The sequence below is a fragment of the Streptosporangium sp. NPDC006013 genome (assembly GCF_040614275.1).
Taxonomy (GTDB): Bacteria; Actinomycetota; Actinomycetes; order Streptosporangiales; family Streptosporangiaceae; genus Streptosporangium.
Map to the genome: position 1 here is coordinate 1 of NZ_JBEXUE010000084.1, position 21,901 is coordinate 21,901.

A 21,901-nucleotide genomic window follows, 5' to 3' on the forward strand; every position below is an offset into this window, starting at 1 on the left:
CCCAGATCGGCGATGCCGATCTGGGCTTTCCCGCGAGTGCGCCGCCAGGGACTCGAACCCCGGACCCGCTGATTAAGAGTCAGCTGCTCTAACCAACTGAGCTAGCGGCGCTTGAAGCTCTTGAAGGATAGCGCACATCGGGCAGGGCTTCGAAATCCGCGACGATCAGCGGCTAAGCTAGAACAACATTCGGTCCTGTACTGGGAGCACACATGTGGTTCGCCTCGCCCGCCGACGCCAGCGAGCGGCTCAGCGCCGTCGACTACCTCTCCGACGACTCCATCGCGACCTCGGTCTTCCTGGCGGGAGCGCTCGGCAAACCACTGCTCGCCGAGGGGCCGGCCGGTGTGGGCAAGACCCAGCTCGCCAAGGCCGTGGCGGCGGCGACCGGGGCGGAACTGGTCAGGTTGCAGTGCTACGAGGGGCTGGACGAGGCCAGGGCGCTGTACGAGTGGAACTACAAGAAGCAGCTGCTGCGCATCCAGGCCGGACAGGACGAGAGCTGGGACGCCACCCACGACGACATCTTCACCGAGGAGTTCCTGCTGGAGCGGCCACTGCTCGCGGCGATCCGCTCCCGGACGCCCACGGTCCTGCTGATCGACGAGACCGACAAGGCGGACGTCGAGGTGGAGGGGCTGCTGCTGGAGATCCTGTCCGACTACCAGGTCACCATCCCCGAGCTCGGCACGATCACCGCCGTACGCAGGCCCTACGTGGTGCTGACCTCCAACGCGACCCGCGAGCTCTCCGAGGCGCTGAAGCGGCGCTGCCTCTACCTGCACCTGGAGTACCCGACGCCGGAGCGCGAGCGCGACATCGTGCTGGCCCAGGTGCCCACGATCACGACCACCCTGGCCGAGCAACTCGCCCGTACGGTGGCCACCATGCGCGCCCTGGAACTGAAGAAGGCGCCCTCGATCGCCGAGACGATCGACTGGGCCAACACCCTGATCGCGCTGGGCAGGACCGAGCTGGACGAGGCGGCGATCGGGGCCACCCTCGGCGTCGTGCTCAAGCACGCCTCCGACCAGACCCGGGCACGCAAGGAGCTGGCCCTTTGACCGGCGCGGAGCACTCGGCCCACGGGGCGGGAGGCGGAAGGTGAGCCTGCTCGACCGGCACGTGGGGTTCGTGCACGCGCTACGCGAGGCGGGGCTGCCGGTGTCGCTGGCCGAGGGGCTGGACGCGGCCAGGGCACTGGAGGTGATCGACCTGACCGAGCGGGAGTCGCTGCGGGCCGCGTACGCCGCGACGCTGGTCAAGCGGCCCTCGCACCGGCCGGGCTTCGACACGCTGTTCGACCTGTGGTTCCCCGCCTCCACGACCGGCCTGCGGCCCTCGCACGAGGCCGAACCGGACCTGGAGACCGCCGAACTCCCCGAGCTGCGCGACAGGCTGGCCGAGCTGTTGCTGGGCGCCGAGGGGATGAACGAGTTCGCGCGGGCGATGGTGGAGCGCTTCGGCCGCCAGGTGGCGAGTCCCGGCAGGCAGAACTGGTTCTCCTACTCGGTGATGCGGGCGCTCTCCCCCGAGACGCTCATGGCGCGCCTGCTCGCCGAGGTCCTCGCCGGCCAGGAGCGCGGCGGGCTGGCCGAGAAGGTCGCCCGGCAGCGGATCGGCGAGAACACCAGGCGCTTCGAGGACGCCGTCTCCCGCGACGTGCGCCGCCGGATCGCGGAGGACTCCGGAATCGAGCGGATCGCCCGATCCTCGGTACGCCCGCCGCTGGAGCAGCTCGACTTCCTGCGGATCACCAAGGCCGACCTGGCCAGGCTCCGCAGGGAGGTGCACCCGCTCGCCCGGCGCCTCGCCGCCAGGCTGACCGTCAAGCACCGGCTCGGCCACCGCGGCCGCCTCGACTTCCGCAGGACCGTACGGGCCTCGCTGTCCAGCGGCGGAGTGCCGCTGACCACCTTCAACAGGCCGCGCCGCCCGCACAAGCCCGAACTGGTCGTGCTCTGCGACACCAGCGACTCGGTCGCCGCCTTCGCCCACTTCACCCTGCTGCTGACCTACGCGCTGCGCGAGCAGTTCACCAAGGTCCGCGCGTTCGGGTTCGTGGACACGGTGGACGAGATCACCCGGTTCTTCGTGCCCGGCGCCGACGTGGCGGAGGCGATGACCCGGCTGGTGAGGGAGGCCGACATGGTGCGGTTCGGCCGGACCAACTACGGCCACGCGCTGGAGACGTTCGCCGAGCGGTACGGCGACGCCATCGGACCGAAGACGTCACTGCTGATCCTGGGCGACGCCCGGTCCAACTACCAGCCGCCCGCGCTGGAGACGCTGAAGCGGCTGACCAAGGACGCCCGGCACAGCTACTGGCTCAACCCGGAGCCGACCGCCCAGTGGGACACCGGCGACTCGGTGGCGACGGCGTACGGGGGGATCGTGCCCATGTACGAGTGCCGGAACGTCGCGCAGCTGGCGGCCTTCATCGAGGAACTCGCCTGAGCGGATTCCACCGGTTCTCCGGGCCCGGTCCTCCCACCCATGGTGAGCGGGCCGGGCTCGGTCGGCTCGTACGGTCAGCTCATCCGGCGCAGCACCCGGGCCGCGGTCCTGGCGAGCACCTCCACCTGGGCGTCGTCGAAGTCCGCCCGCGGACCGTCCTTGATCCAGCGCGCGACCAGGCGGGGCTTGAGAAGGGTGAGCCCCTCCGCGGTGACCGACCGCCTGAGCTGCCCGCCGTGCACGGCGAGCAACGGCTCGATGGTGACCGGGATACCCGTCTCGCGGGAGAGCACCTCGGCCAGTGACTCGGAGACCTCGACGAGCGCCTTCGCCGTTTTCGTGCCGTACTTCTCGCCGAGGAACAGCCGGTCGCCGTACCGGGCGATCTCGGTCTCCGGGTGCCAGGCCTCGTTGTCGACCACCCAGACGCCGCCGGGACCGATGACGAGGTGGTCGATCGAGGCCTTGCCCGGGATGGCCCGGCCGTCGAGGACGTGGTAGCCGGCCCTGCGCAACCTGCGGCGGAGCAGCCTGCCAGTGATGGTCTCGCCCCTGCGCCTGCCTCGCCAGACGGCGGTGGAGTCGTACTCGCGCCAGGTCCAGAACGCGTCCGCGGCACCGACGAGCAGGCCGCACAGCAGCCCGAGGATCGGCGGGGACAGGTTGAACCGGTAGGCCAGCGCGACGCCCACCGCCAGGCCGACCGCCGCCTTGACCCCGCGCATCTTCCTGCGGTGGACGACTTCCTTGAGCCAGAACTGCTCGTACATGACCTGGGGCGACAGGCCGTGAACCTGGTCGACTGGCGTCACGTAGATAGATCCGCCGGGCATGACGAACCCCCCATGGCTCGATGCGGTCGTGAAGGAAAGTGGGGGGACCTGCCACACTGAAGATCCTTGGACTATGAAATACCCAATTGGGGGCTCCAGCTATCGTCCAATCGCGAAGGTGACGCAAGTAACACGTCTCCGTCAATCGGCCGCCTGCTTGACCAACCAGTCGGTACGCTTTCCTCCACCACACCATGGGGGACACGCATGACTCAGGACCAGGAGCCGGTACGGCAGCGCCTGCTCAGCGAGGCCACCCGCCTCTTCGCCGAGCGGGGCTTCGAGGGCACGTCGGTGCAGGGGATCGTCTCGGCGGCCGGTGTCACCAAGGGCGCCATGTACCACTACTTCGATTCCAAGGACGACCTGCTCCGCGAGATCTACGGCCGGGTGCTGCGCATGCAGATGGAGCGGCTGACCCACTTCGCCGAGAGCTCGGGGCCGGTGGCCGAGCGCCTGCACACCGCCGCCGCGGACGTCGTGGCGACCACCGTGGAGAACCTGGACGACTCCAAGATCTTCTTCCGGTCGATGCACCTGCTCACGCCCGACGTCCGCAAGGTCGTCCGCGCCGAGCGGCGCCACTACCACGAGCGCTTCCGTGACCTGGTCATCGAGGGCCAGCAGGAGGGCACCTTCAGGAAGGACGTGCCCGCCGACATCGTCGTCGACTTCTTCTTCGGCTCCGTGCACCACCTGGGCACCTGGTACAGCGCGGAGGGCCCGCTCTCGGGTGCGGAACTGGGGGCGCACTTCGCCGACCTGCTCCTCACCTCACTTCGCCCGGAGTCGACGACCCCCTTTACGAAGTAAGTCCCCTACCCGGCGCACGGAGCAAGCCCCGCTCCCCCGCTCGCGAGCCGGGTGACGCAGACCCGCGAGCGGGAGCAGGGCGGTGGGATCAGGCGGGCGCGGGCAGGTCCGCGAGAGCCGCCACGGCCTCCCGGTGGGCGCCGGGGGTGCCGAGCGCGATCTCGGTCGCCTTGGCGCGCTTGAGATACAGGTGCACCGGGTGCTCCCAGGTCATCCCGATCCCGCCGTGCAGCTGGACGCTCTCCTCGGCGACGTGCAGCGCCACCTCGGAACACCACGACTTGGCCACCGCCGCCGCCAGCTCACGCCCCTGGACCGTCTCCGCGTCGCCGAAGCCGACCTGGCCCCCGGCCAGCAGGTCCGCGGCGTTCCTCGCGGCGGCGCGGGCGCGCACCACGTCCAGCCAGAGATCGGCCATCCGGTGCTTGATCGCCTGGAAGGACCCCACCGGGCGGGCGAACTGGTGACGCTCCTTGATGTAGGCGAGCGTCGTGCCCAGGCACCACTCGGCGACGCCCAGTTGCTCGGAGGCGAGCAGCCCCGCGCCGAAGTTCAGCACGCTCCGCACGTCGAGCCTGCCGAGCGCCAGCCCGGGAGTGTCCGAGAACGTGACGGTGGCGATCGGCCGGGTCAGGTCCAGCGAGGGCAGCACGTCGATCCGGACGTTCTCCGCCTCCACCTGGTAGAGCGCCGTTCCGACGGGCACCAGCAGCACGTCCGCCACGTCCGCGCCGGCCACCGCCCTGATCTCCCCGTTCAGGATCTCTCCGTCGGTGACGGTGACGGTCTCCGGCAGCGGCCGGTACGGCGAGGCCGCCAGCGACACCGCCAATGCCGCCGTCGTCTCGCCCGAGGCGAGCTCCTGGATCAGGTCCTCCTCGCCGACGTTCAGCAGGGCCTTCGTGGCGAGCACCGAGCTGGTGAAGAACGGCAGCGGCGCCACCGCCCGTCCCAGCTCCTCCAGCACCACCGCGACCTCGCGCGCCGACGCCCCCGCCCCGCCGTAGTTCTCCGGCACGAGCAGGCCCGCCACCCCGATCTCCCGCGACAGCGTCTTCCACAGGTCCATGTCGTACGGCGCCTCGGACTCGACCCGCTTCAGCACGGCGTCGGCCGGGCAGCGATCCGCGAGGAGGCCCCGTACGGAGGCGCGGAGCTCCTCCTCGACCTCGGTGTAAAGCAGTGTCACCGGTCGCTCACCACTTTCGCGTCGTACGTCATCGGGGCAGGTCCTTCCAGGGCACGTCCTTGTCGACGCGGGGTTCCGAGGGCAGGCCGAGCACGCGCTCGGCGACGATGTTGCGCAGGATCTCCGAGGTGCCGCCCTCGATGGAGTTTCCCTTGGCGCGCAGGTAGCGGTATCCGGAACCCCGGCCGACGAAGTCGACGCCTTCGGAGCGGCGGAAGGTCCAGTCGTCGTAGGCCAGGCCCTCCTCACCGCGCAGCTCGACGTCCAGCCCGGACAGGGCCTGGTTGAGCGAGGCGAAGGCGAGCTTCATACCGGAACCCTCGGGACCCGGCTGCCCTGCGGACAGCTGCTCGCGCAGCCGCGTCCCGGCCAGGCGGGTCACCTCCGCCTCCACCCACAGGCGCAGCAGCCGCTGGTGCAGGTCGTGGGTGCGCAGCTCGGGCCGGGTGCGCCAGGCTTCGGCGACCAGGCCGACCATACCGCCGCCCCGTTTGACCGGCGCGCCGCCGATGGCGACCCGCTCGTTCATGAGCGTGGTCCGCGCGACCCGCCAGCCGTCGCCGATCTCTCCCAGCCGCAGGTCGTCGCCGAGCCGTACCCCGGTGAGGAAGACCTCGTTGAACTCGGCCTCGCCGGTGATCTGCCGCAGCGGCCTGACCTCGACCCCGGGGGCGTGCATGTCGCACACGAAGTAGGTGAGCCCCCGGTGCTTGGGCAGGTCCACGTCGGTCCTGGCGACCAGGATCGCCCACCGGGAGTGGTGGGCACCGGAGGTCCACACCTTCTGCCCGTCGACGACCCACTCGTCCCCGTCCCTGACCGCGCGGGTGCCGAGCGTGGCCAGGTCGGAGCCGGCGCCGGGCTCGCTGAAGAGCTGGCACCAGATCTCCTCGCCCGTCCACAGCGGGCGCAGGAACCGGCTGCGCTGCTCGTCGGTGCCGAACGCCAGGATCGTGGGCGCGGCCATCCCCAGCCCGATCGTCTGCAGCCCGGGGTTGATCTGCGGCGTCCCCGCGAGCTCGTGCTCCACCACGTGCTGCAGCTCGCGGGCGGCCCCGAGCCCGCCGAGCCCCTCGGGGAAGTGCACCCAGGCCAGCCCGGCGTCGAACCTGGCCCGCAGAAACTCCAGCCGATCCCCCGCGGGGTCGTGCGCGGCCAGGAACGCGACAGCGCGCTCCCTGACCGCCTCTTCGTCCAGCGCCACGAACGCTCCCTTCGTCGATCTTCATCGATTCGGGTGCCCGGTGACCCCGGGCCCCCTGGCACCGCCCGCAGTCCCGGCACGCGGGAGGGAGAACGGCGAGGTCAGGTCATGTGCTTTTCAAAAGATCCTCAGCGCCCGGCGACCCGGGCCGCGAGCACCGGACGGGCGAGCTCGTCCATGACGTCGAGCGGCCGCCCCCGCGACTGCCCGGTCCCGGCGTGGAACGCGAAATCCATGGGATCTCCTCACGGTCTCCCGAAAGTGTACCGACCAGACGGTACGCCTGTCGACACACCCGGCCATGCCGAAATTCACGGGATCCCCGTTCCGCGACGGGACGCGACTGGACGCGACGGGCCCCCGAGTGGTCCCCGGGAAGAGCTGCCGAGTGGACCTTCGGACAGGTCCACCCGGAGCCCTAAAGTCCCTTCCATGACCGCGCAGATGCCCGCTCCCCTCACCCTCGAAGACGACACCGTACGGCTGGAACCGCTGACCGGCGGCCACGTCCCCGACCTGTTCCTGGCCGGTGGCGGCGACGACGAGGTGTGGCGCTGGATGCCCGCCCCCACCCCGCGCACCGAGGCCGAGCTGGCCCGGATCGCGGCGCGGCTGGCCGGGGCACCGAACTACGTGCCGTTCGCGGTGGTGCTGAAGGAGAGTGGCCGCGCGGTCGGCTGGACCACCTACATCGACACGCCCGGGTACGCCGACAGCATCGAGATCGGCTGGACCTGGTACGGCAGAACCGTGTGGCGCTCCGCGGTGAACACCGCGTGCAAGATCCTGCTGATCGACCACGCCTTCGACAAGCTGGGTGTGAACCGGGTGCAGCTCAAGACCGACAACCTGAACATCCGCTCACAGGACGCGATCAGGCGCATCGGCGGTGTTCCCGAGGGCACCCTGCGCCGCCAGCGCCGGCGCCCCGACGGCACCTGGCGCGACACCGCCTATTTCAGCATCCTGGACGACGAGTGGCCCGCCCACCGCGCCCGCCTCACCGGTCCGGCCCGCTGAACGCCTCTCGAACCGGCCCATCCGGTCTTCCGGATTTCCCCTGGCCCTCGAACCTTTCGAGCTCCGGACCTCTCCGGTTTCCGCGACGCTTCGGCCGAGTCCTACGAGCCTTCCCGGCCGAGCATGCCGCGCAGGAGTTCCCCGACCCCCAGGCGGAGGTCGTCCAGGGTCGGTTCGGCTCCGGCGCCGACCATGGCGTCGAACATGACGCCCTCGCCGAAGGCGACGAGCTGACGCCCGTGCCGTACCGGATCGGCCGACCCGGCGGCGGCGAGCATCGTGACCACCGGATCGCGGAAGCGCTCGCCGGCCCTGTCATAGATCGTGCGCAGCTCGGGACGGCGGGTGGCCTCAAGGGCCAGCTCATAGCGGGCGACCGTCCGGCGGCGGCCGACGGTCAACTGCGACCAGAGCAGCTGTGCCGTCATCTCGGTGAGCACGTCGACCGCGTCCAGCCCCGGTTCGTCGAGGATCGGCGCGAACATGGCGGACTCCAACCGGGTGAGCCGGTCGAGGGCCAGCTCCAGCAGTGCGGACCGGGTGCGGGCCAGGTTGGAGGTGGACCCCGGCGGTAGCCCCGCCGCCTCGTCCACGGCCCGGTGGGTCAGGCCGCGCATTCCCCGCTCCACGAGCAGGTCGATGGCGGTGTCGGCGATGAGCTCGGCGCGCTGGGACTTCACCCTCGGATACTACATTTGTAGTTTAACTACGGGCGTAGTAACTTCCACTACATCCGTAGTGAAGGAGAGGGTCATGGCACACGCGGCGGTCATCGGAGCGGGCATCGGCGGGCTGACGGCGGCGGTGGCGTTACAGCGGCGGGGCTGGCAGGTCACGGTCTTCGAGCGGGCCGCGTCCCTGGAGCCGGTCGGCTCCGGCCTGGCCGTGGCCGCCAACGCGCTCAGGGCGCTCGACACGATCGGGGCCGGCGACGAGATTCGCCGACTGTCGGCGATCCAGGGCACGGGCGGCCTCCGGCGCTCCGACGGCAGGTGGCTGGTGAGGACCAGCGCGGAGGCCGCCTCCGCGCGCAACGGCGGCGACTCCGTGGTGCTGCTGCGCCGCGCGGATCTGGTCGACGCGCTCTCCTCGCGCCTCGAAACCGGTACGGTCCGGCTGAACACCGAGGTCACCCGGATCGACCCGGACAGCGGCCTGGTGACCTTCGCCGGCGGCCGGGCGGAGGCGGACCTGGTGGTCGGAGCCGACGGCATCCACTCCCCCGTCAGGTCCACGCTGTTTCCGGCTCACCCCGCCCCGAGCTACTCGGGCGTCACCGCCTGGCGGCTGCTCGTCCCCGCCTCGGGCGTACCCGGCCAGGCCTACGAGAGCTGGGGGCGCGGCAAGGTCTTCGGGGTCATGCCGCTGGCCGGGGACACGACCTACTGCTACGCCACCGACACCGTCCCCGCGGGCGGTGGCGGCGGGGACCAGCCGGCCGAGCTGCGCCGGTTGTTCGGAGACTGGCACTCCCCGATCCCGGAGCTGCTCGCCGCCGCCACGCCGGAGCGGGTGCTGCGGAACGACGTCCACCACCTCACCACCCCGCTGCCCGCCATGCACCGCGGCAGGGTCGCACTGCTGGGCGACGCCGCGCACGCCATGACCCCCAACCTGGGCCAGGGTGCCTGCCAGGCGATCGAGGACGCGGTGGTGCTGGCCCACGTGGTCGGCGACGGCACGGGCGCCGTGTCCTTTGGCGGGAACGACGTGCTGGCCGGCTACACCGCCGCCCGGCTGGAGCGCACCTCCAGGATCGTAGCCAGGTCCGCCGCGATCTGCCGCGTCACCCGGATGCGCAACCCGCTGGCCGTGCGGCTGCGCGACACGATGACGGCGCTCAGCTGGCGGCTCGCCCCCTCGCGCGTGAACGGCGCGATGGACGAGGTGCTCGGCTGGACACCGCCCTCCGGGTGACCCGGCGCGGGACGGCTACGGCGAGACCGTCGCCTGCTCGCGCACCGAGGCCGGAACCCCTTGGTCCGGGGAGAGTTTCCCCAGGACGATCGTCCCCCAGACGACCAGCGCACCCGCGAAGAGCGCGGGGACCACGTTCAGCCAGCCGGTGGGCACCGCCTCGTCGAGCAGGAGCACACCGGCGAGGATCGAGGTGATCGGATCGACCACCTGCACCGCCGCGTAGGAGATGCCGAAGTAACCCACCTCGTAGGTCTTCTGCAGCAACACGACCGCGCAGACGAGCAGCACCGGGATGGCGACCGTGAACCAGCTGAGCAGCGTGCCGAAGTCACCGCCGAAGTTGCCGCCCACCACCCGGACGAAGGTGGAGACGCTGGCGGTCATCGCTCCCGCGGCGACCGACAACATGAGTGCCTTGCCCGAGCCGCCCATCTTCCGCCCCAGCAGATGGGTCGCCAGGATGACCAGCCCGACGCAGCCGAGGAAGCCCAGCGCCTCCTGGTTCGTCATGTGCGGTTTCACCGGGTGCACGGGAACCAGCAGCAGCAGGCCGAGCAGTCCGACGGCCACCGCGATCGAACCACTGATCTCCGCCCGGTGCGGGCGTCTGCCGTGCAGTATCGCCGCCAGCGGCACCGCGAACACCAGTGTCGCCACGCTGATCGGCTGCACCGCTATCAGCGGCGCGAAGCTGAGGGCGACGGCGTGCAGGGACGCCCCGGTGAACCCGATGACACCGCCGATCCACCAGCGGGGCCGCCTCATCAGCTTCAGCGAGGCGCCCTCGGAGACCGCCTCGAACTGCTGGAGCGCGGCCCCCAGGGCGTAGCCCAGCGCACCGACCAACGCGATCGATATCCCGACCCAGGTCATCGCCACCCCGCGGAGCGAACAGGGCATCTGGGAGGAAGCGCTTCTTGGGTCACCCCGCAAGCTTAGAGTGCGAGACGAACGGGTAGAGACTTGCGCCGCCTCTTATCTCACCCGGCGGCGGGCCGCCCGGTGAGATGACCGTCCACGCTCGCCGGGTTCGACAGCGGCGGGCTTCAGAGACGACCTACTGGTCGCCCATCGGGCAGACACAGAACAGGTGGCCCTCGGGGTCGGCGAGCACCACCCACCTTCCCTCGCCTGTCTGGAAGGCGGGCCTGGTGGCCCCGAGCTCCAGGTAGTCCCGGACCGCCGTCTCCACGTCGGCGACGCGGACGTCCAGGTGGAACTGCTTGTCGGGGCCGGGCCAGGCGGCGGGCTTGCGGTCCAGGTTCTGCTGGAAGTAGATGGTCATCGTGCCGTCGCCGATACCGGCGTAGGTGTCTTCCGCGTACTGCACCTGGTAGCCGAAGACCGCCGCGTAGAACTCGGCCAGTCGCCTGGGCTCGGCGCAGTCTATGTTCACGGCGAGGAATTTCGCTGTCATGGTCATGGCACGATCGTCCCGCCCGTACCTGTCACCTGCTGTCAGGTACGGCGGGATACACGTTGGCCATCGCGAGGAACACCTCGCTATGGTGACTCCGTGTTTCTGATCACTGCCCCGCCGACCGCCCGCTAGCGGGCGGCCTCTCTCCTGACGACCGGACCCGAGCGGTCCGGTGGGTGCTTGCCGTCCGCATACGTGCGACCTGACGACGATCACCTCATCTGGAGAGACCTTCATGACGCATGTCTCCGTGCGGCGGGGCCTGCTGTACGTGTCCATCGCGGCGACCGCCTGGGGCACCGGCGGTGCCGCGGGCGCGCTGCTCTACCAGGCGGGCGGGCTCGGCCCCGTCGCCGTCTCCTTCTGGCGGTTCGCCGCCGGAGCCGCCATGCTCCTGCTGGCCGGCCGTCTCCTCGGCCTCGGGGAAACCCGGCCCGCCGGAGACGACCCGGCCCCCGGCGGAACCCGGTCCGCCGAACCAATCACCGTCCGAAGGCCCCGGCGCGGGGCCGCCCTCGGGCGGATCCTGGTCACGGGCGTGGCGATGGCCGTCTACCAGACCGCCTACTTCGCGGCGATCGCCGGATCGGGACTGGCCGTGGCGACGGTGGTCACCATAGGCGCCACTCCCGTCCTCGTCGCCGCGGGCGGGCGGCTGCTCCTGGGTGAGCGGCTGGGCGCGGCCGGGCTGGGCGCGGTCACGATCGCCCTGACCGGTCTGGCGATGCTGACCCTCGACGACGGCTCCGCGACCTTCTCCGCGGCCGGCATCGGGTGGGCGCTGCTGTCGGCGGCCGGGTACGCGGGGGTGACACTGCTCAACCGGGCCTCCTCCGGCGAGCCGTACCGCACCGCCATGGGCGGCTTCGTCGTCGGCGGGCTCTGCCTGCTGCCCGTCGCGCTGGCCCAGGGCCTGCTGCCCTCCGGCGACCCGCTCGCCTCCTGGGCGATCATCGCCTTTCTCGGCACGGTTCCGACGGCGCTGGCCTACGGCCTCTTCTTCACCGGTCTCGCCGCGGTGCGTGCCACGACGGCCTCGGTGATCTCCCTGGTGGAACCGGTCGGCGCGGCGCTCCTCGGCATCCTGCTGCTCGGCGAGCGGCTCACCGTGCCGGCGGCGTGCGGCGGTGTCCTGCTGCTCGGCGCGGTCGCCCTGCTCGCCGCGGGCGAGAGGGGAGGCGAGAGGGGCACGACCTGAGCCGTACGGGGTCCCCGCGAGCCGCACGACCGTCCCCGGAAAGGAGGGCGTGCGGCTCGCGGGCCGTCAGTCGAACAGGTCGGGTTCGGTGGCGACGATCTGGTCGTGCAGCGGCTGGAAGTTGATCCAGCCGACCGTGTCGTTGCCGATCTGGCCGTGGGTGAGCTTGGCGTTCTCGTGGCTGATCTGGACGGTGGGCCCCGCGGCCTTGGCCAGCAGCTGCGCCTGGCACGAGCGCTCCATCGTGATGAACCACCAGGCGGCGGCGTCCACGCTGTCGCCGACCGTGAGCAGGCCGTGATTGCGCAGGATGACTGCCTTGTGCGAGCCGAGGGCCTGCGCGATGCGGCGGCCCTCCTCGGTCTCCACCACCACGCCGGTGTAGTCGTCGAACAGGCCGTGGTCCTCGTAGAACGCGCAGGCGTCCTGGGTGAGCGGTTCCACGAGCGTGCCGAGCGAGGACAGCGCCTTGCCGTACACCGAGTGGCTGTGCGCGGCGGCGACCACGTCCGGCCTGGCCTGGTGGACCATCGAGTGGATCGCGAACGCGGCCTGGTTGACGTGGTAGCGGCCCTCGACCACCTGGCCGTCGTGGTTGACCAGGATCAGATCGCTGACCTTGATGTGCTTGAACGACATGCCGAACGGGTTCACCCAGAAGTGGTCCAGGTGCTCGGGGTCGCGGACCGTGATGTGTCCGGCCACCCCCTCCTCGAAGCCGAACCTGCCGAACAGCCGCAGCGCGGCGGCCAGCCGCTCCTGGCGGTGGCGGCGCTCCTCGGCGACGGTCTCGAACTTCTGCGGCAGCCGGAAGGCGAGCTGGTCTGTGGGAACGGGCTGCAGGTCGGACAGGCTCATCGTGCCTCCAGGGCGGTCGTCGTTTCCGCGGCGGTCATCGTATGTTCGGTGGTCGTCGTACGTTCGGCGGTCTCACAACCTTCGTGCCGATCATCGGGGATGTCCACGCCTCCCCGGCAGAGAATAAGTCCGATTTATTACGCCATGACATAACAAACCGCCGATAAATCCGTATCTTGCGTCATCCGCCGAGCCGGTGACCTGGCGCCTCGGCGTCCCACCGGCCCGATGTCCGCGGCGAGCCGCCTGCCGCTTCCGAGGCCTCGCGAACCTGCTCCGATCCATGAACAATCGATCTTTGCATCACAATGTGCGAAGAGACGGAACGCGAGCCCGTAAACGGGCGTTGGAGGAGACGTGGCCTCGATAACTCAGCTCTTCAGGCGCTTCCTCGAACGCCCCGGCACCATCGACCTGTCGAAGTTCGAGCGGGTCGTGGCGGATGCCGGGACCCGCGAGGAGCGGATCCGCGCGCTCGACGAGGTGCCCACGCCCTCGGTCGACGACCTGGCGGAGTTCTGCGCGATCGTCAGGGAGGCCGCGCGCCGCACGCTCGACCTGCGGCCGTACGACGTGCAGCTGGTCGGCATGCTGGCGATGCTGTCGGGAAACGTCGCGGAGATGGCGACCGGCGAGGGCAAGACCCTGTCCGGTGCGATGGCCGCCGCCGGATACGCCCTGCAGGGCAAGCAGGTCCACGTCATCTCGGTCAACGACTACCTGGCCCGGCGTGACGCCGAGTGGATGGGCCCGCTGTACGAGGCGCTCGGCGTCTCCTGCGGCTGGATCGGGCAGAACTCCACGCCCGAGGAGCGCAGGGCGGCGTACGCGGCGGACGTGACGTACGGCTCGGTCAGCGAGATCGGCTTCGACGTGCTGCGCGACCGGCTGAGCACCCGGGTGGAGGACCTGATCGTGCCCGCGCCGGCCGTGGCGGTGGTCGACGAGGCCGACTCCGTGCTGGTCGACGAGGCCAGGGTGCCGCTGGTGCTGGCCGGGGCCGCCGACCCCGGTGACGCGGTGCCGGAGATGGCGGCGCTGGTCAGGCAGCTGGTCAAGGGCTACCACTACGAGCTCGACGACCAGGCGCGCAACGTCCACCTGACGACCAAGGGCATCGACACCGTCGAGCAGGCGCTCGGCCTCGACCTCTACGACACCCCCGCCACGCTGACGGAGGTCAACCTCGCCCTGCACGCGCACGCCCTGCTGACCAAGGACGTCGACTACATCGTCCGGGACGGCAAGGTGCACCTGATCAACCCGTCGCGGGGCCGGGTGGCGCTGCTGCAGCGCTGGCCGGACGGCCTGCAGGCGGCGGTGGAGGCCAAGGAGGCGCTGTCGCCCTCGGAGACCGGCGAGATCCTCGACTCGATCACCGTCCAGGCGCTGATCACCCGCTACCCGGAGAAGTGCGGCATGACCGGCACCGCGGTCGCGGTCGGCGACCAGCTGCGGGAGTTCTACGACCTCAAGGTGGCCGTGGTCTCCTCCAACCGGCCGTGCGTGCGGACCGACGAGCCCGACCGGCTCTTCGAGTACCGGATGGAGAAGGACCTCGCGCTGGTCGAGGAGATCGCCGAGGTGCACGCCACCGGCCGGCCGATCCTGATCGGCACCATGGACGTGGCCGAGTCCGAGCGCCTGGCGCTGACCCTGAGCGGCCGGGGGCTGGAGTGCGTGGTCCTCAACGCCAAGAACGACGCCGAGGAGGCGGCCATCATCTCCCGGGCCGGGGAGCGCGGCGCGCTCACCGTCTCCACCCAGATGGCCGGGCGCGGCACCGACATCCGCCTCGGCGAGGGCGTCGACGAGCTCGGCGGCCTGTACGTCATCGGCTCGGGCCGGCACACCAGCAGCCGCCTGGACGACCAGCTCCGCGGGCGCGCGGGCCGTCAGGGCGACCCCGGCGGCTCGGTCTTCTACGTCAGCGGCGAGGACGAGCTGATCGCCCACTACGTCGCCGACGAGTACGCCAAGGGCGTGCCCGAGCACTCCCTGGTGGGCCACGCCCAGCGGGTCGCCGAGGGCGTCAACATGGAGATCCACCGCAACACCTGGCGCTACACCCGGCTGCTCGAACGCCAGCGCGGCCAGTTGCTGGAGCGCCGCGACCGGGTCCTGCGCGAGCGGGTGTCCGGCGAGGCCCTGGCCTCGGCCGCTCCCGAGCGATGGTCGGAGCTCGCGGAGAGCGTCGGCGAGGAGGTGCTCCACGAGGCCGCCCGCCAGATCGTGCTGTTCCACCTCGACCGCGGCTGGGCCGACCACCTGGCCTACCTGGGGGAACTGCGCGAGGGCATCCACCTGCGGGTTCTCGGGCGGCTCAACCCGATCGACGAGTTCCACAAGGACGCGGTCCCGGCCTACCAGCGCCTGCTGGCCGAGATCGAGTCACGCTCGGTCGAGACCTTCGAGACCGCCACGGTGACCGCGGACGGCCTCGACCTCGACGGCGCGGGCCTCAAGCGCCCCACCGCCACCTGGACCTACCTCGTCCAGGACAACCCCTTCGGCACCGAGTGGGACCGCATCCTCAACCGCCTCACCACCAAGGTCCGCCACCGCTGACCGTTCATCGGACGGCCGTCACGCCAGAGATGGCCGTCCTTCAGGCTCGGCGTCGAGCATCATGTGCAGAACATCAGCCACCTCATACGGATAACGTCACGACGATCTCGACCTCTGGGGGAGCACCGAGGATGAAGTGCTTGGCCGCTTCCACTTCTTCGTACAGCTCCGCAAGGGTACCGGCGGAAACGCCGCCCTTGATGGGTGCGTCCACCGGGAGCGCAACCCAGTAACCAGTCTTACGCACAGCCTTCATCATGAGCCGCAGGGGTGTCCCGGTCATCTCACCCATCCTTTTCCGAACACGTCTTCCAGATCGTGCGTGAGAGCTGTGAGTAAGTCAGAGTCCAGATGCCGACCAAAGCACAGCTCACCACTCATGGCGACCGGTAGGCGTCCGCCCGATGCTGGATGGTAATCACCTGCACCACGATCCGGCCGTCGTCGATCAGATAGAGCACCCGGTAGTCGCCTCGCCGCGCTGACCACTGCGGGGCGAGGGGCTCGTCGAGAGGCTTGCCCACCCGGCGAGGATTGTCCAGAAGCGGACCGGTGATGAACTCCCAGACCGCGGGCACGACCTTCACCGGCAGCCGCTCAGCGAGATCCTGCCTGGCACGACGGGTGAGGCTGAGTTCGTACCGCCCGCTCACAGACGGCCGGTCCGGCGAAGCTCGGCCTCCACCTCCTCCTGCGAGAAGGTGCGTCCCGATTCCAGGTCGGCGAGCCCCTCTCGGATGGCCGCCACGGTTTCAGCCGAGGCAAGGATTTCGATCATCTCGCGCATCGTGTCGTAGTCATCGGCGGCCAGCAGCACGGCGGCGGGCACGCCGTTACGGGTGATCTCGAACCGCTCATGGGTGCTGACGGCGGACTCGACGATGCCGGAGAGCCGGTTTCGCGCGTCTGCCAGAGAAAGAACCGTCATGTACATAATTCTAGCCAATGAGGGTTTCAGGGGCCAGCGTTCCGGCGAACACGAACTCCTGGTCGCCTCCTCCACATCATGGCAAGCATTATGTCTTCAGTAATGGTTTTGCTGATCATCGACGGTTATTGTGACCTCCATGACCACCACCAGCGCGTCCCGGCCGGTAGGTGAGCTTCTGCGCCAGTGGCGGGAGCGCCGGCGAATGAGCCAGATGGACCTGGCGATCCAGGCGGACATCTCCACCCGGCATCTGAGCTTCGTGGAGACCGGAAGGTCCAAACCGAGCAGGCAGATGATCCTGCACCTCGCCGAAGAGCTGGAACTCCCCCTCCGCGAGCGCAACCACCTGCTGCTCTCCGGCGGTTTCGCACCGCTCTACTCGGAGACACCGCTCAACTCCCCGCACATGGCGTCCGTACGCGAGGCGCTGGGGCAGGTGCTCAGCGGGCACGAGCCGTACCCGGCGGTGGTCGTCGACCAGCGCTGGAACCTCATCGACCGCAACCCCGCCACCGGGCTGCTGCTGCGCGGGGTCGCGCCCGAGTTGCTGGTCCCCCCGGTCAACGTGCTCCGGCTGAGCCTGCACCCCAAGGGCATGGCGCAGCGGATCATCAACCTGGGCGAGTGGCGGGCCCACCTCCTGCACCGGCTCCGCCGCCAGATGAGCCTCACCGCCGACCCCGACCTGGCCGCGCTCTGGCGGGAACTCGACGACTACCCCTGCGACCAGCCGGAGCCCGAGATAGACCGGCCCGGTCCCGGTCACATCGTGATCCCCCTCAGGCTCCGCCGAGGCTACCGGGAGCTGGCCTTCTTCAGCACCATGGCCACCTTCGGCACCCCGCTGGACATCACCGTCGCCGAGCTGGCCATCGAGGCGTACTTCCCCGCCAACCCCGAGACCGCCGCCTACCTGCAACACCAGCACCACCCGGACTGACCCGGGTGGTGGAAGGCGTACGCGGGGGTGCGGCACGCGCCCGCACCGCACCCCCGCATCCTCAGCCGGAGACCCCGGCTCCGGACCTGTCTGCACCGGACTCGTCGGTGCCGGGCTCGTCGGTGCCGGGCTCGTCGGCGCCCGACCTCCCCGCGCGCGACGCCGCGATCCTGGCGAGGACGACGTCGATCACGAGGAAGGCCAGCAGCGAGATGCCCAGCAGCGGGAGGAACACGCCCACGGCGATCGCCACGGCCGCCAGGGGAAGGATCACGACCAGGGGCAGCCTCCGCAGGCCGCCGCGCCGGTAGGGGGCGCCGAAGCCCCGGGTCGGGCGGCGCAGCCACCACATGCGGTAGCCCCACACGATGACCGAGATCAGCGCCACTGCCAGCACGGCCAGCAGGATCTGGTTGGCCAGGCCGAACAGCACGCCCATGTGCCCGTCGATGCCCCACCGGATCAGCTTGGCCACCACGGGGAAGTCGTCGAAGCGCAGCTCGGCGGTCACCTGGCCGGTGGCGGGATCGACCGCCACCTGGTCGTTGCGCTGCGGCCAGAGGCGGTCCATCTCCTTGACCACGTACGAGCTCCCCGGCTCGGACGACGGCCAGACGACCTCCAGGGGCCCGGACAGGCCGCTGCCCGCCGCCGCCCGGACCACCTGGTCGGCGTCGACGCCCTGGGTGCCGCCTCCCCCGTGACCCCCGGCGGCGTGGTCACCGTGGCCGCCGGAGGAGGGCATCGACGGGGTGGACCAGCCGAACGAGGTCTGCAGCACGTCGACGTTGGCTCCGGCGTACTTCGACCAGGTCAGGCCGGTGGCCGACAGGGCGAGCAGGCCGATCAGCGCCCACAGGCCGACCGAGCCGTGCCAGGAGAGGGTCCTGCGCAGGCCGCGGGCGCCGCGCTCGGGCGCGACGACGCGGCGCAGCCGCTGCCCTGCCCGGCGGCGACGGGTCAGCCAGAGCACCAGCCCGCCGAGTCCGACCAGCCAGAGCCAGCTGGCGGCCATCTCGCTGTAGACGCGTCCCGGCTCGCCCAGGTGCAGGTGACGGTGGAGCTGGGAGATCCAGGTCCGCACGGGCAGGGCGCCCGAACTTCCGTAGCTCTCCAGGGCACCCCGGACCTGACCGGTGTACGGGTCGACGAAGACCGCCAGGCGGGTGCTCTCCGCGAGGCCGGGCACGTCGAGCAGTACCCGGGTCGTCTGGCCCGGCTCGTCGAAGGTCCGTACGGCTCCGAGGGTTCCCTCGGGGTGCGCGGCGGTGGCGGCGGTGATCTGTTGTGCCAGCGGCACCTTCTGCTGCCCCTCCGGGACGGGGACGGTCAGCTCGTGGGAGTGGACCACCTTCTCCAGCTGGAAGGAGGCCGCGTACAGCAGGCCGGTCACCGCCGCCACCAGCAGGAAGGGCGCGACGAGGAGGCCGGCGTAGAAGTGCAGGCGAAGCAGGAGCGAGCGCAGCGTCGCCCAGGTGGAGGGCGTGCGGGGGGTGGACGGTGTGGACGGTGTGGACGGCCCAGCCTCGGGCTGGAGTTCGACGTTCGACGTCATGGAGGTTCTCCGTTCGCAGGGAACGCGCGCACCGACAGGTACGCGTCACCGCGGTGTGGGGTTCGGTTCGACGGTGCGGATCCGGTTCGCCGGGACGGCCGTCGCGAGAGCGTGACGGCATCGGGGCAGCAGACCGGAAGGGCACTGCGAGAGCCGGGCTCGCCGCCCCGGGCGGGGTGGCGGGACGCCGGCTCACCGCCCGGGAAGGGCGCGAGGAGGTTCGGGCCGATCGGCCATGGTGGGACCCGGATTCACCGTCCGGGAAAGGCGCGACGGCTCACGGTCCGGGAACACGCGGCGTCCGGAGTCGCGTGCCCGGCGGGCACGACGGCGTCCGGGCGCGCGGGCCCGATGTCAGATGGCGAGCGGAAGCGCGGGCGGCCCGCGACGTGACACCGCGGCGGCGAGCAGCCGGGTGCGGAGCGGCACCCGGTCGTCGGGCGCGGCGGGCGGAGCGACGCGGCAGGCGACAGGCGCGCGCCACACCAGCAGGGTGAGGACCGAGGCGAAGAGCAGGAACAGGAGCATGGCCAGGCCACACTCCCCCCGCTCCAGCCAGTGGGCGGACAGCAGCGCCATCACGGCGTGCACCAGCAGCATGAACACACCCGCGTACAGGCCACCGGTACCGTGCTCGTGCCCGGTCACCGGCGTGGCCTCACCGGAGGTGAACCACAGGTGCATGCCGTACTGCGCGGCGAAGCTCGCCCCGAGCAGCATGCCGAAGCCACGCTGCCGCCGGGCGAGGAGGAAGGCGCCCGCCGCGGTCGGCGGCACCGCCCAGACCAGCACGCCCGGCCCGACCGGGCTGCCTCCGGCCAGCACGTGCATGGCCAGCGACGCCGTCACGCACACGACCGCGAACACCGCGGCGCGCAGGAGGCGGAAGGCGTGCATGGGGTAATGGTGACAGAAACCAGTGCCTTCGCCATACCCCCGATTCGCAGTAAAAGTGTGGATTTGTACCACTCGGTGGGCGCGTCACGATCGTGTGGTCCGGTGCCGCTCACCTGCGGGGCCCGGATGCCTTCGGTGTCGCGTACGGGACACCCGCGCCGGTGGCGTCACTCGCGGAAGTACGAGTGCCGGAGCCCCGCATCTGCGGGGCTCCGGAGAGGGTGGAGCGACCTCGGCTACCGGGCGACCTTGGGCGCCTGGTCGACCACCTCGACCTTCAGCTGCGCCGTCGAGGTCAGCAGGGTGCCCTCGGGCGCTCCCGCCGTGGCCGCGTCCACCACGACGACGCGCTCGCCCAGGTACAGGTAGGTGGTGGGATCGAAGATGTACTCGTGCCGCACCCCGCCGGGCCTGTTGACCATGGCCACCGCGACCCCCCTGCGCCCGGCGGCGTCCTCGGCCTCGTCAACGGTCTCGACGCCGGGGATCGTACCGGCCGCCCGGAACAGCGCGGCTCGCTGGGCGGACGGCATGTACGCCTGTGTGATCATCGAGCCGACACCCCCCCACGCCTTGTAGTCGGCCAGGGGATCCCGTTCCAGACCCCGGTAGAGGTGTTCGCGCATCCCCTCGAGATCGGTGGGCAACCGGCTCAGGGAGACGTAGTCGGTGCGCTGGTGGTCGGGACGGATGTCGTAACCGGTGAGCTTCGACGGCGCCCCGACGCTTCCCTCGCGCCGTTCGGCCTCGGCGGGCAGCGGCTCTCCGGGGAACGGCCTCGGCTCCAGGTGCTCGCTCGTCATGACCCCCCCGTCCAGGGGGGAGCCCTCGACGGGCAGCCATACCTTGAACAGGCTGCGGTCGAGATAACGGACGTCCTTCCCGCCCTCCTTGAGCTTGACCGGGAACATGACCTGCAACTCGTAGGCGAGGAACTGCCCTGGCTCCGGGCGCAGCTCGTCCCGTCGGCTCGCGGTGTCGGCGGCCCGCTGAAGGACCTCCACCACCGCCACGGGCGCCACCCGGACCGCCGATTCCGACGAGGGGAGCGAACGGGCGCCGACAAACGCGACCCCGGTGACCGCCATGGCCGCGGCTCCCAGTGCGAGGCTGGTACGGAGGTTCGCCCGAAGGCTCACCGGACGGCCCGGCAGACGGCCCGTCCGACGACCGGGACGGGCGGGCGGCGCCGTGCCGAGAGCGGCGATCTCCGACAGCAGCCGCCGTTCCTCGGCACGCAGCTCCGGCGCTCCCGGCCGGGGCACTTCCGAGCGCAGCCGGTTCAACTGGGTCATCTCATTCATGGACGGATTCCTCGCTGACAGACGTGGGATCGACTCCGCCGAGTTGCCTGCGTACCTTGCTCCGGGCGCGGTTGACGCGCGAGCGGACCGTGCCCACCGGGATGCCCAGCGACTGGGCGGCCTCCGAGTAGGTCAGGCCACCCCACGTCACCAGCAGCAACACGTCCCGGTGGCCCGAGGGCAACCCCGCCAGGGCGGCCGCCAGGCTCCGCCGTACCGCACCGGCGCTCAACCGCTCGTCGCTGCGCTCGGTGAACGGGACGGTCACCGGATCGACGCCGGTCCGTTCGAGAACGCGCAGCTGCCGCACCTCGACGCGCCGGTGCCGCCTGATCAGGTTGGTCGCGATGCCGTACAACCACGGGCGCGCGCTGGGCTGGGACGGGTCGTAGCCCTCCCGCCCGCGGAACGCCACCAGAAAGGTGTCCGCCACCACGTCCTCGGCCGCGTCGACCCCCAGCCGCCGGGTGACGTAGCGCTTGATCTCCGGCGCGTGCCGGTGGAAGACCTCGGCGAACGCCTCGGGCTCCCGCCGGGACCGCTCGATGAGGGAGGCGTCGTCGATCCCCGCCCCCTCGTCGGGGAAAAGGACCGCGCCGACCTCCGTCCCGGTCCGGCTCGTCTCGCTCATATCCGGCCTCTCGGCTCTCGGTCAGGACACCTGTTGTTGCCTTCCCGCGTGCCCACGGTTCCCGAAAGCGGCACGGCGATCCCGCCGGGAGTGAGTGGGCATCTGACGGCGATTTGAATCGAGCCGACCCTCTCCGCCTGGCGCGCCGCGCGCCTGCAGCCTG

At 70.7% G+C, this 21,901-nt stretch carries 22 protein-coding genes and 1 tRNA gene; 8 read left to right on the plus strand and 15 right to left on the minus strand.

Annotated features, from left to right (window positions below; translation table 11 throughout):
• Positions 1–37: 37 nt before the first annotated feature.
• Positions 38–111: transfer RNA gene (locus tag ABZ260_RS15625), tRNA-Lys, on the minus strand.
• A gap of 101 nt (positions 112–212) precedes the next feature.
• On the opposite strand from ABZ260_RS15625, the gene ABZ260_RS15630 reads away from it, so the two are divergent.
• Complete coding sequence (locus ABZ260_RS15630) at positions 213–1,064, plus strand: MoxR family ATPase (protein ID WP_355617282.1); 852 nt, start codon at positions 213–215, stop codon at positions 1,062–1,064.
• Between the two features lie 40 nt (positions 1,065–1,104).
• On the plus strand, positions 1,105–2,457 hold the full coding sequence (locus tag ABZ260_RS15635; RefSeq protein WP_355617285.1) for a VWA domain-containing protein: 1,353 nt from the start codon (positions 1,105–1,107) through the stop codon (positions 2,455–2,457).
• A gap of 74 nt (positions 2,458–2,531) precedes the next feature.
• Here the strand turns inward: ABZ260_RS15635 and ABZ260_RS15640 are convergent, their stop codons facing one another.
• Complete coding sequence (locus ABZ260_RS15640) at positions 2,532–3,290, minus strand: nuclease-related domain-containing protein (protein WP_355617288.1); 759 nt, start codon at positions 3,288–3,290, stop codon at positions 2,532–2,534.
• Positions 3,291–3,497: 207 nt separating this feature from the next.
• On the opposite strand from ABZ260_RS15640, the gene ABZ260_RS15645 reads away from it, so the two are divergent.
• On the plus strand, positions 3,498–4,103 hold the full coding sequence (locus ABZ260_RS15645; protein WP_355617291.1) for a TetR/AcrR family transcriptional regulator: 606 nt from the start codon (positions 3,498–3,500) through the stop codon (positions 4,101–4,103).
• Positions 4,104–4,191: 88 nt separating this feature from the next.
• Here ABZ260_RS15645 and ABZ260_RS15650 read toward each other — a convergent pair whose 3' ends face one another.
• Positions 4,192–5,292, minus strand: coding sequence for an acyl-CoA dehydrogenase family protein (locus tag ABZ260_RS15650; protein ID WP_355617294.1), 1,101 nt, complete (start codon positions 5,290–5,292; stop codon positions 4,192–4,194).
• Positions 5,293–5,320: 28 nt separating this feature from the next.
• Positions 5,321–6,490 carry an acyl-CoA dehydrogenase family protein gene (locus tag ABZ260_RS15655; RefSeq protein WP_355617348.1) on the minus strand — a complete coding sequence of 390 codons (1,170 nt, stop codon included), beginning with the start codon at positions 6,488–6,490 and terminating at the stop codon, positions 5,321–5,323.
• Positions 6,491–6,928: 438 nt separating this feature from the next.
• On the opposite strand from ABZ260_RS15655, the gene ABZ260_RS15660 reads away from it, so the two are divergent.
• The gene (locus ABZ260_RS15660) at positions 6,929–7,516 is read left to right on the plus strand and encodes a GNAT family protein (RefSeq protein ID WP_355617297.1); all 588 of its coding nucleotides are present in this window, start codon (positions 6,929–6,931) and stop codon (positions 7,514–7,516) included.
• A gap of 101 nt (positions 7,517–7,617) precedes the next feature.
• Here the strand turns inward: ABZ260_RS15660 and ABZ260_RS15665 are convergent, their stop codons facing one another.
• Positions 7,618–8,196 carry a TetR/AcrR family transcriptional regulator gene (locus tag ABZ260_RS15665; protein WP_355617300.1) on the minus strand — a complete coding sequence of 193 codons (579 nt, stop codon included), beginning with the start codon at positions 8,194–8,196 and terminating at the stop codon, positions 7,618–7,620.
• Between the two features lie 73 nt (positions 8,197–8,269).
• Here ABZ260_RS15665 and ABZ260_RS15670 point away from each other — a divergent pair, with 73 nt between their 5' ends.
• Positions 8,270–9,433 (plus strand): FAD-dependent monooxygenase, encoded by a 1,164-nt coding sequence (locus tag ABZ260_RS15670; protein WP_355617303.1) that lies wholly within the window; start codon positions 8,270–8,272, stop codon positions 9,431–9,433.
• Between the two features lie 15 nt (positions 9,434–9,448).
• On the opposite strand, the gene ABZ260_RS15675 is transcribed toward ABZ260_RS15670, so the two are convergent.
• Positions 9,449–10,309 carry a DMT family transporter gene (locus ABZ260_RS15675; protein ID WP_355617351.1) on the minus strand — a complete coding sequence of 287 codons (861 nt, stop codon included), beginning with the start codon at positions 10,307–10,309 and terminating at the stop codon, positions 9,449–9,451.
• Between the two features lie 184 nt (positions 10,310–10,493).
• Entirely contained in the window at positions 10,494–10,859 is a 366-nt protein-coding gene (locus ABZ260_RS15680; protein ID WP_355617306.1) for a VOC family protein, read from the minus strand.
• Between the two features lie 232 nt (positions 10,860–11,091).
• Between ABZ260_RS15680 and ABZ260_RS15685 the strand changes: the two genes are divergently transcribed.
• Complete coding sequence (locus ABZ260_RS15685; RefSeq protein ID WP_355617309.1) at positions 11,092–12,054, plus strand: EamA family transporter; 963 nt, start codon at positions 11,092–11,094, stop codon at positions 12,052–12,054.
• A 66-nt stretch (positions 12,055–12,120) separates the two neighbouring features.
• Here the strand turns inward: ABZ260_RS15685 and ABZ260_RS15690 are convergent, their stop codons facing one another.
• Positions 12,121–12,912 (minus strand): class II aldolase/adducin family protein, encoded by a 792-nt coding sequence (locus ABZ260_RS15690; protein ID WP_355552292.1) that lies wholly within the window; start codon positions 12,910–12,912, stop codon positions 12,121–12,123.
• Between the two features lie 366 nt (positions 12,913–13,278).
• Here ABZ260_RS15690 and secA2 point away from each other — a divergent pair, with 366 nt between their 5' ends.
• The gene (secA2, locus tag ABZ260_RS15695) at positions 13,279–15,480 is read left to right on the plus strand and encodes an accessory Sec system translocase SecA2 (RefSeq protein ID WP_355617354.1); all 2,202 of its coding nucleotides are present in this window, start codon (positions 13,279–13,281) and stop codon (positions 15,478–15,480) included.
• Positions 15,481–15,562: 82 nt separating this feature from the next.
• On the opposite strand, the gene ABZ260_RS15700 is transcribed toward secA2, so the two are convergent.
• The 3 genes from ABZ260_RS15700 to ABZ260_RS15710 form a co-directional block, all read right to left on the minus strand.
• Positions 15,563–15,763 carry a hypothetical protein gene (locus ABZ260_RS15700; protein WP_355617312.1) on the minus strand — a complete coding sequence of 67 codons (201 nt, stop codon included), beginning with the start codon at positions 15,761–15,763 and terminating at the stop codon, positions 15,563–15,565.
• A 94-nt stretch (positions 15,764–15,857) separates the two neighbouring features.
• Entirely contained in the window at positions 15,858–16,133 is a 276-nt protein-coding gene (locus ABZ260_RS15705) for a type II toxin-antitoxin system RelE/ParE family toxin (protein WP_355617315.1), read from the minus strand.
• Entirely contained in the window at positions 16,130–16,414 is a 285-nt protein-coding gene (locus ABZ260_RS15710; protein ID WP_355617318.1) for a type II toxin-antitoxin system Phd/YefM family antitoxin, read from the minus strand. Before ABZ260_RS15710 ends, ABZ260_RS15705 begins: the two co-directional genes overlap by 4 nt.
• 133 nt (positions 16,415–16,547) lie before the next feature.
• On the opposite strand from ABZ260_RS15710, the gene ABZ260_RS15715 reads away from it, so the two are divergent.
• Entirely contained in the window at positions 16,548–17,351 is an 804-nt protein-coding gene (locus ABZ260_RS15715) for a helix-turn-helix transcriptional regulator (protein WP_355617321.1), read from the plus strand.
• Between the two features lie 61 nt (positions 17,352–17,412).
• Here the strand turns inward: ABZ260_RS15715 and ABZ260_RS15720 are convergent, their stop codons facing one another.
• The 4 genes from ABZ260_RS15720 to ABZ260_RS15735 form a co-directional block, all read right to left on the minus strand.
• Positions 17,413–18,906 carry a PepSY-associated TM helix domain-containing protein gene (locus tag ABZ260_RS15720; protein WP_355617324.1) on the minus strand — a complete coding sequence of 498 codons (1,494 nt, stop codon included), beginning with the start codon at positions 18,904–18,906 and terminating at the stop codon, positions 17,413–17,415.
• Between the two features lie 354 nt (positions 18,907–19,260).
• Positions 19,261–19,803, minus strand: coding sequence for a hypothetical protein (locus ABZ260_RS15725; protein ID WP_355617327.1), 543 nt, complete (start codon positions 19,801–19,803; stop codon positions 19,261–19,263).
• A gap of 236 nt (positions 19,804–20,039) precedes the next feature.
• On the minus strand, positions 20,040–21,107 hold the full coding sequence (locus ABZ260_RS15730) for a CU044_5270 family protein (RefSeq protein WP_355617330.1): 1,068 nt from the start codon (positions 21,105–21,107) through the stop codon (positions 20,040–20,042).
• Positions 21,100–21,738: an RNA polymerase sigma factor gene (locus ABZ260_RS15735; protein WP_355617333.1), complete on the minus strand. Its 639-nt coding sequence runs from the start codon at positions 21,736–21,738 to the stop codon at positions 21,100–21,102. The genes ABZ260_RS15730 and ABZ260_RS15735 overlap by 8 nt, the downstream gene beginning before the upstream one ends.
• Positions 21,739–21,901 lie beyond the last annotated feature (163 nt).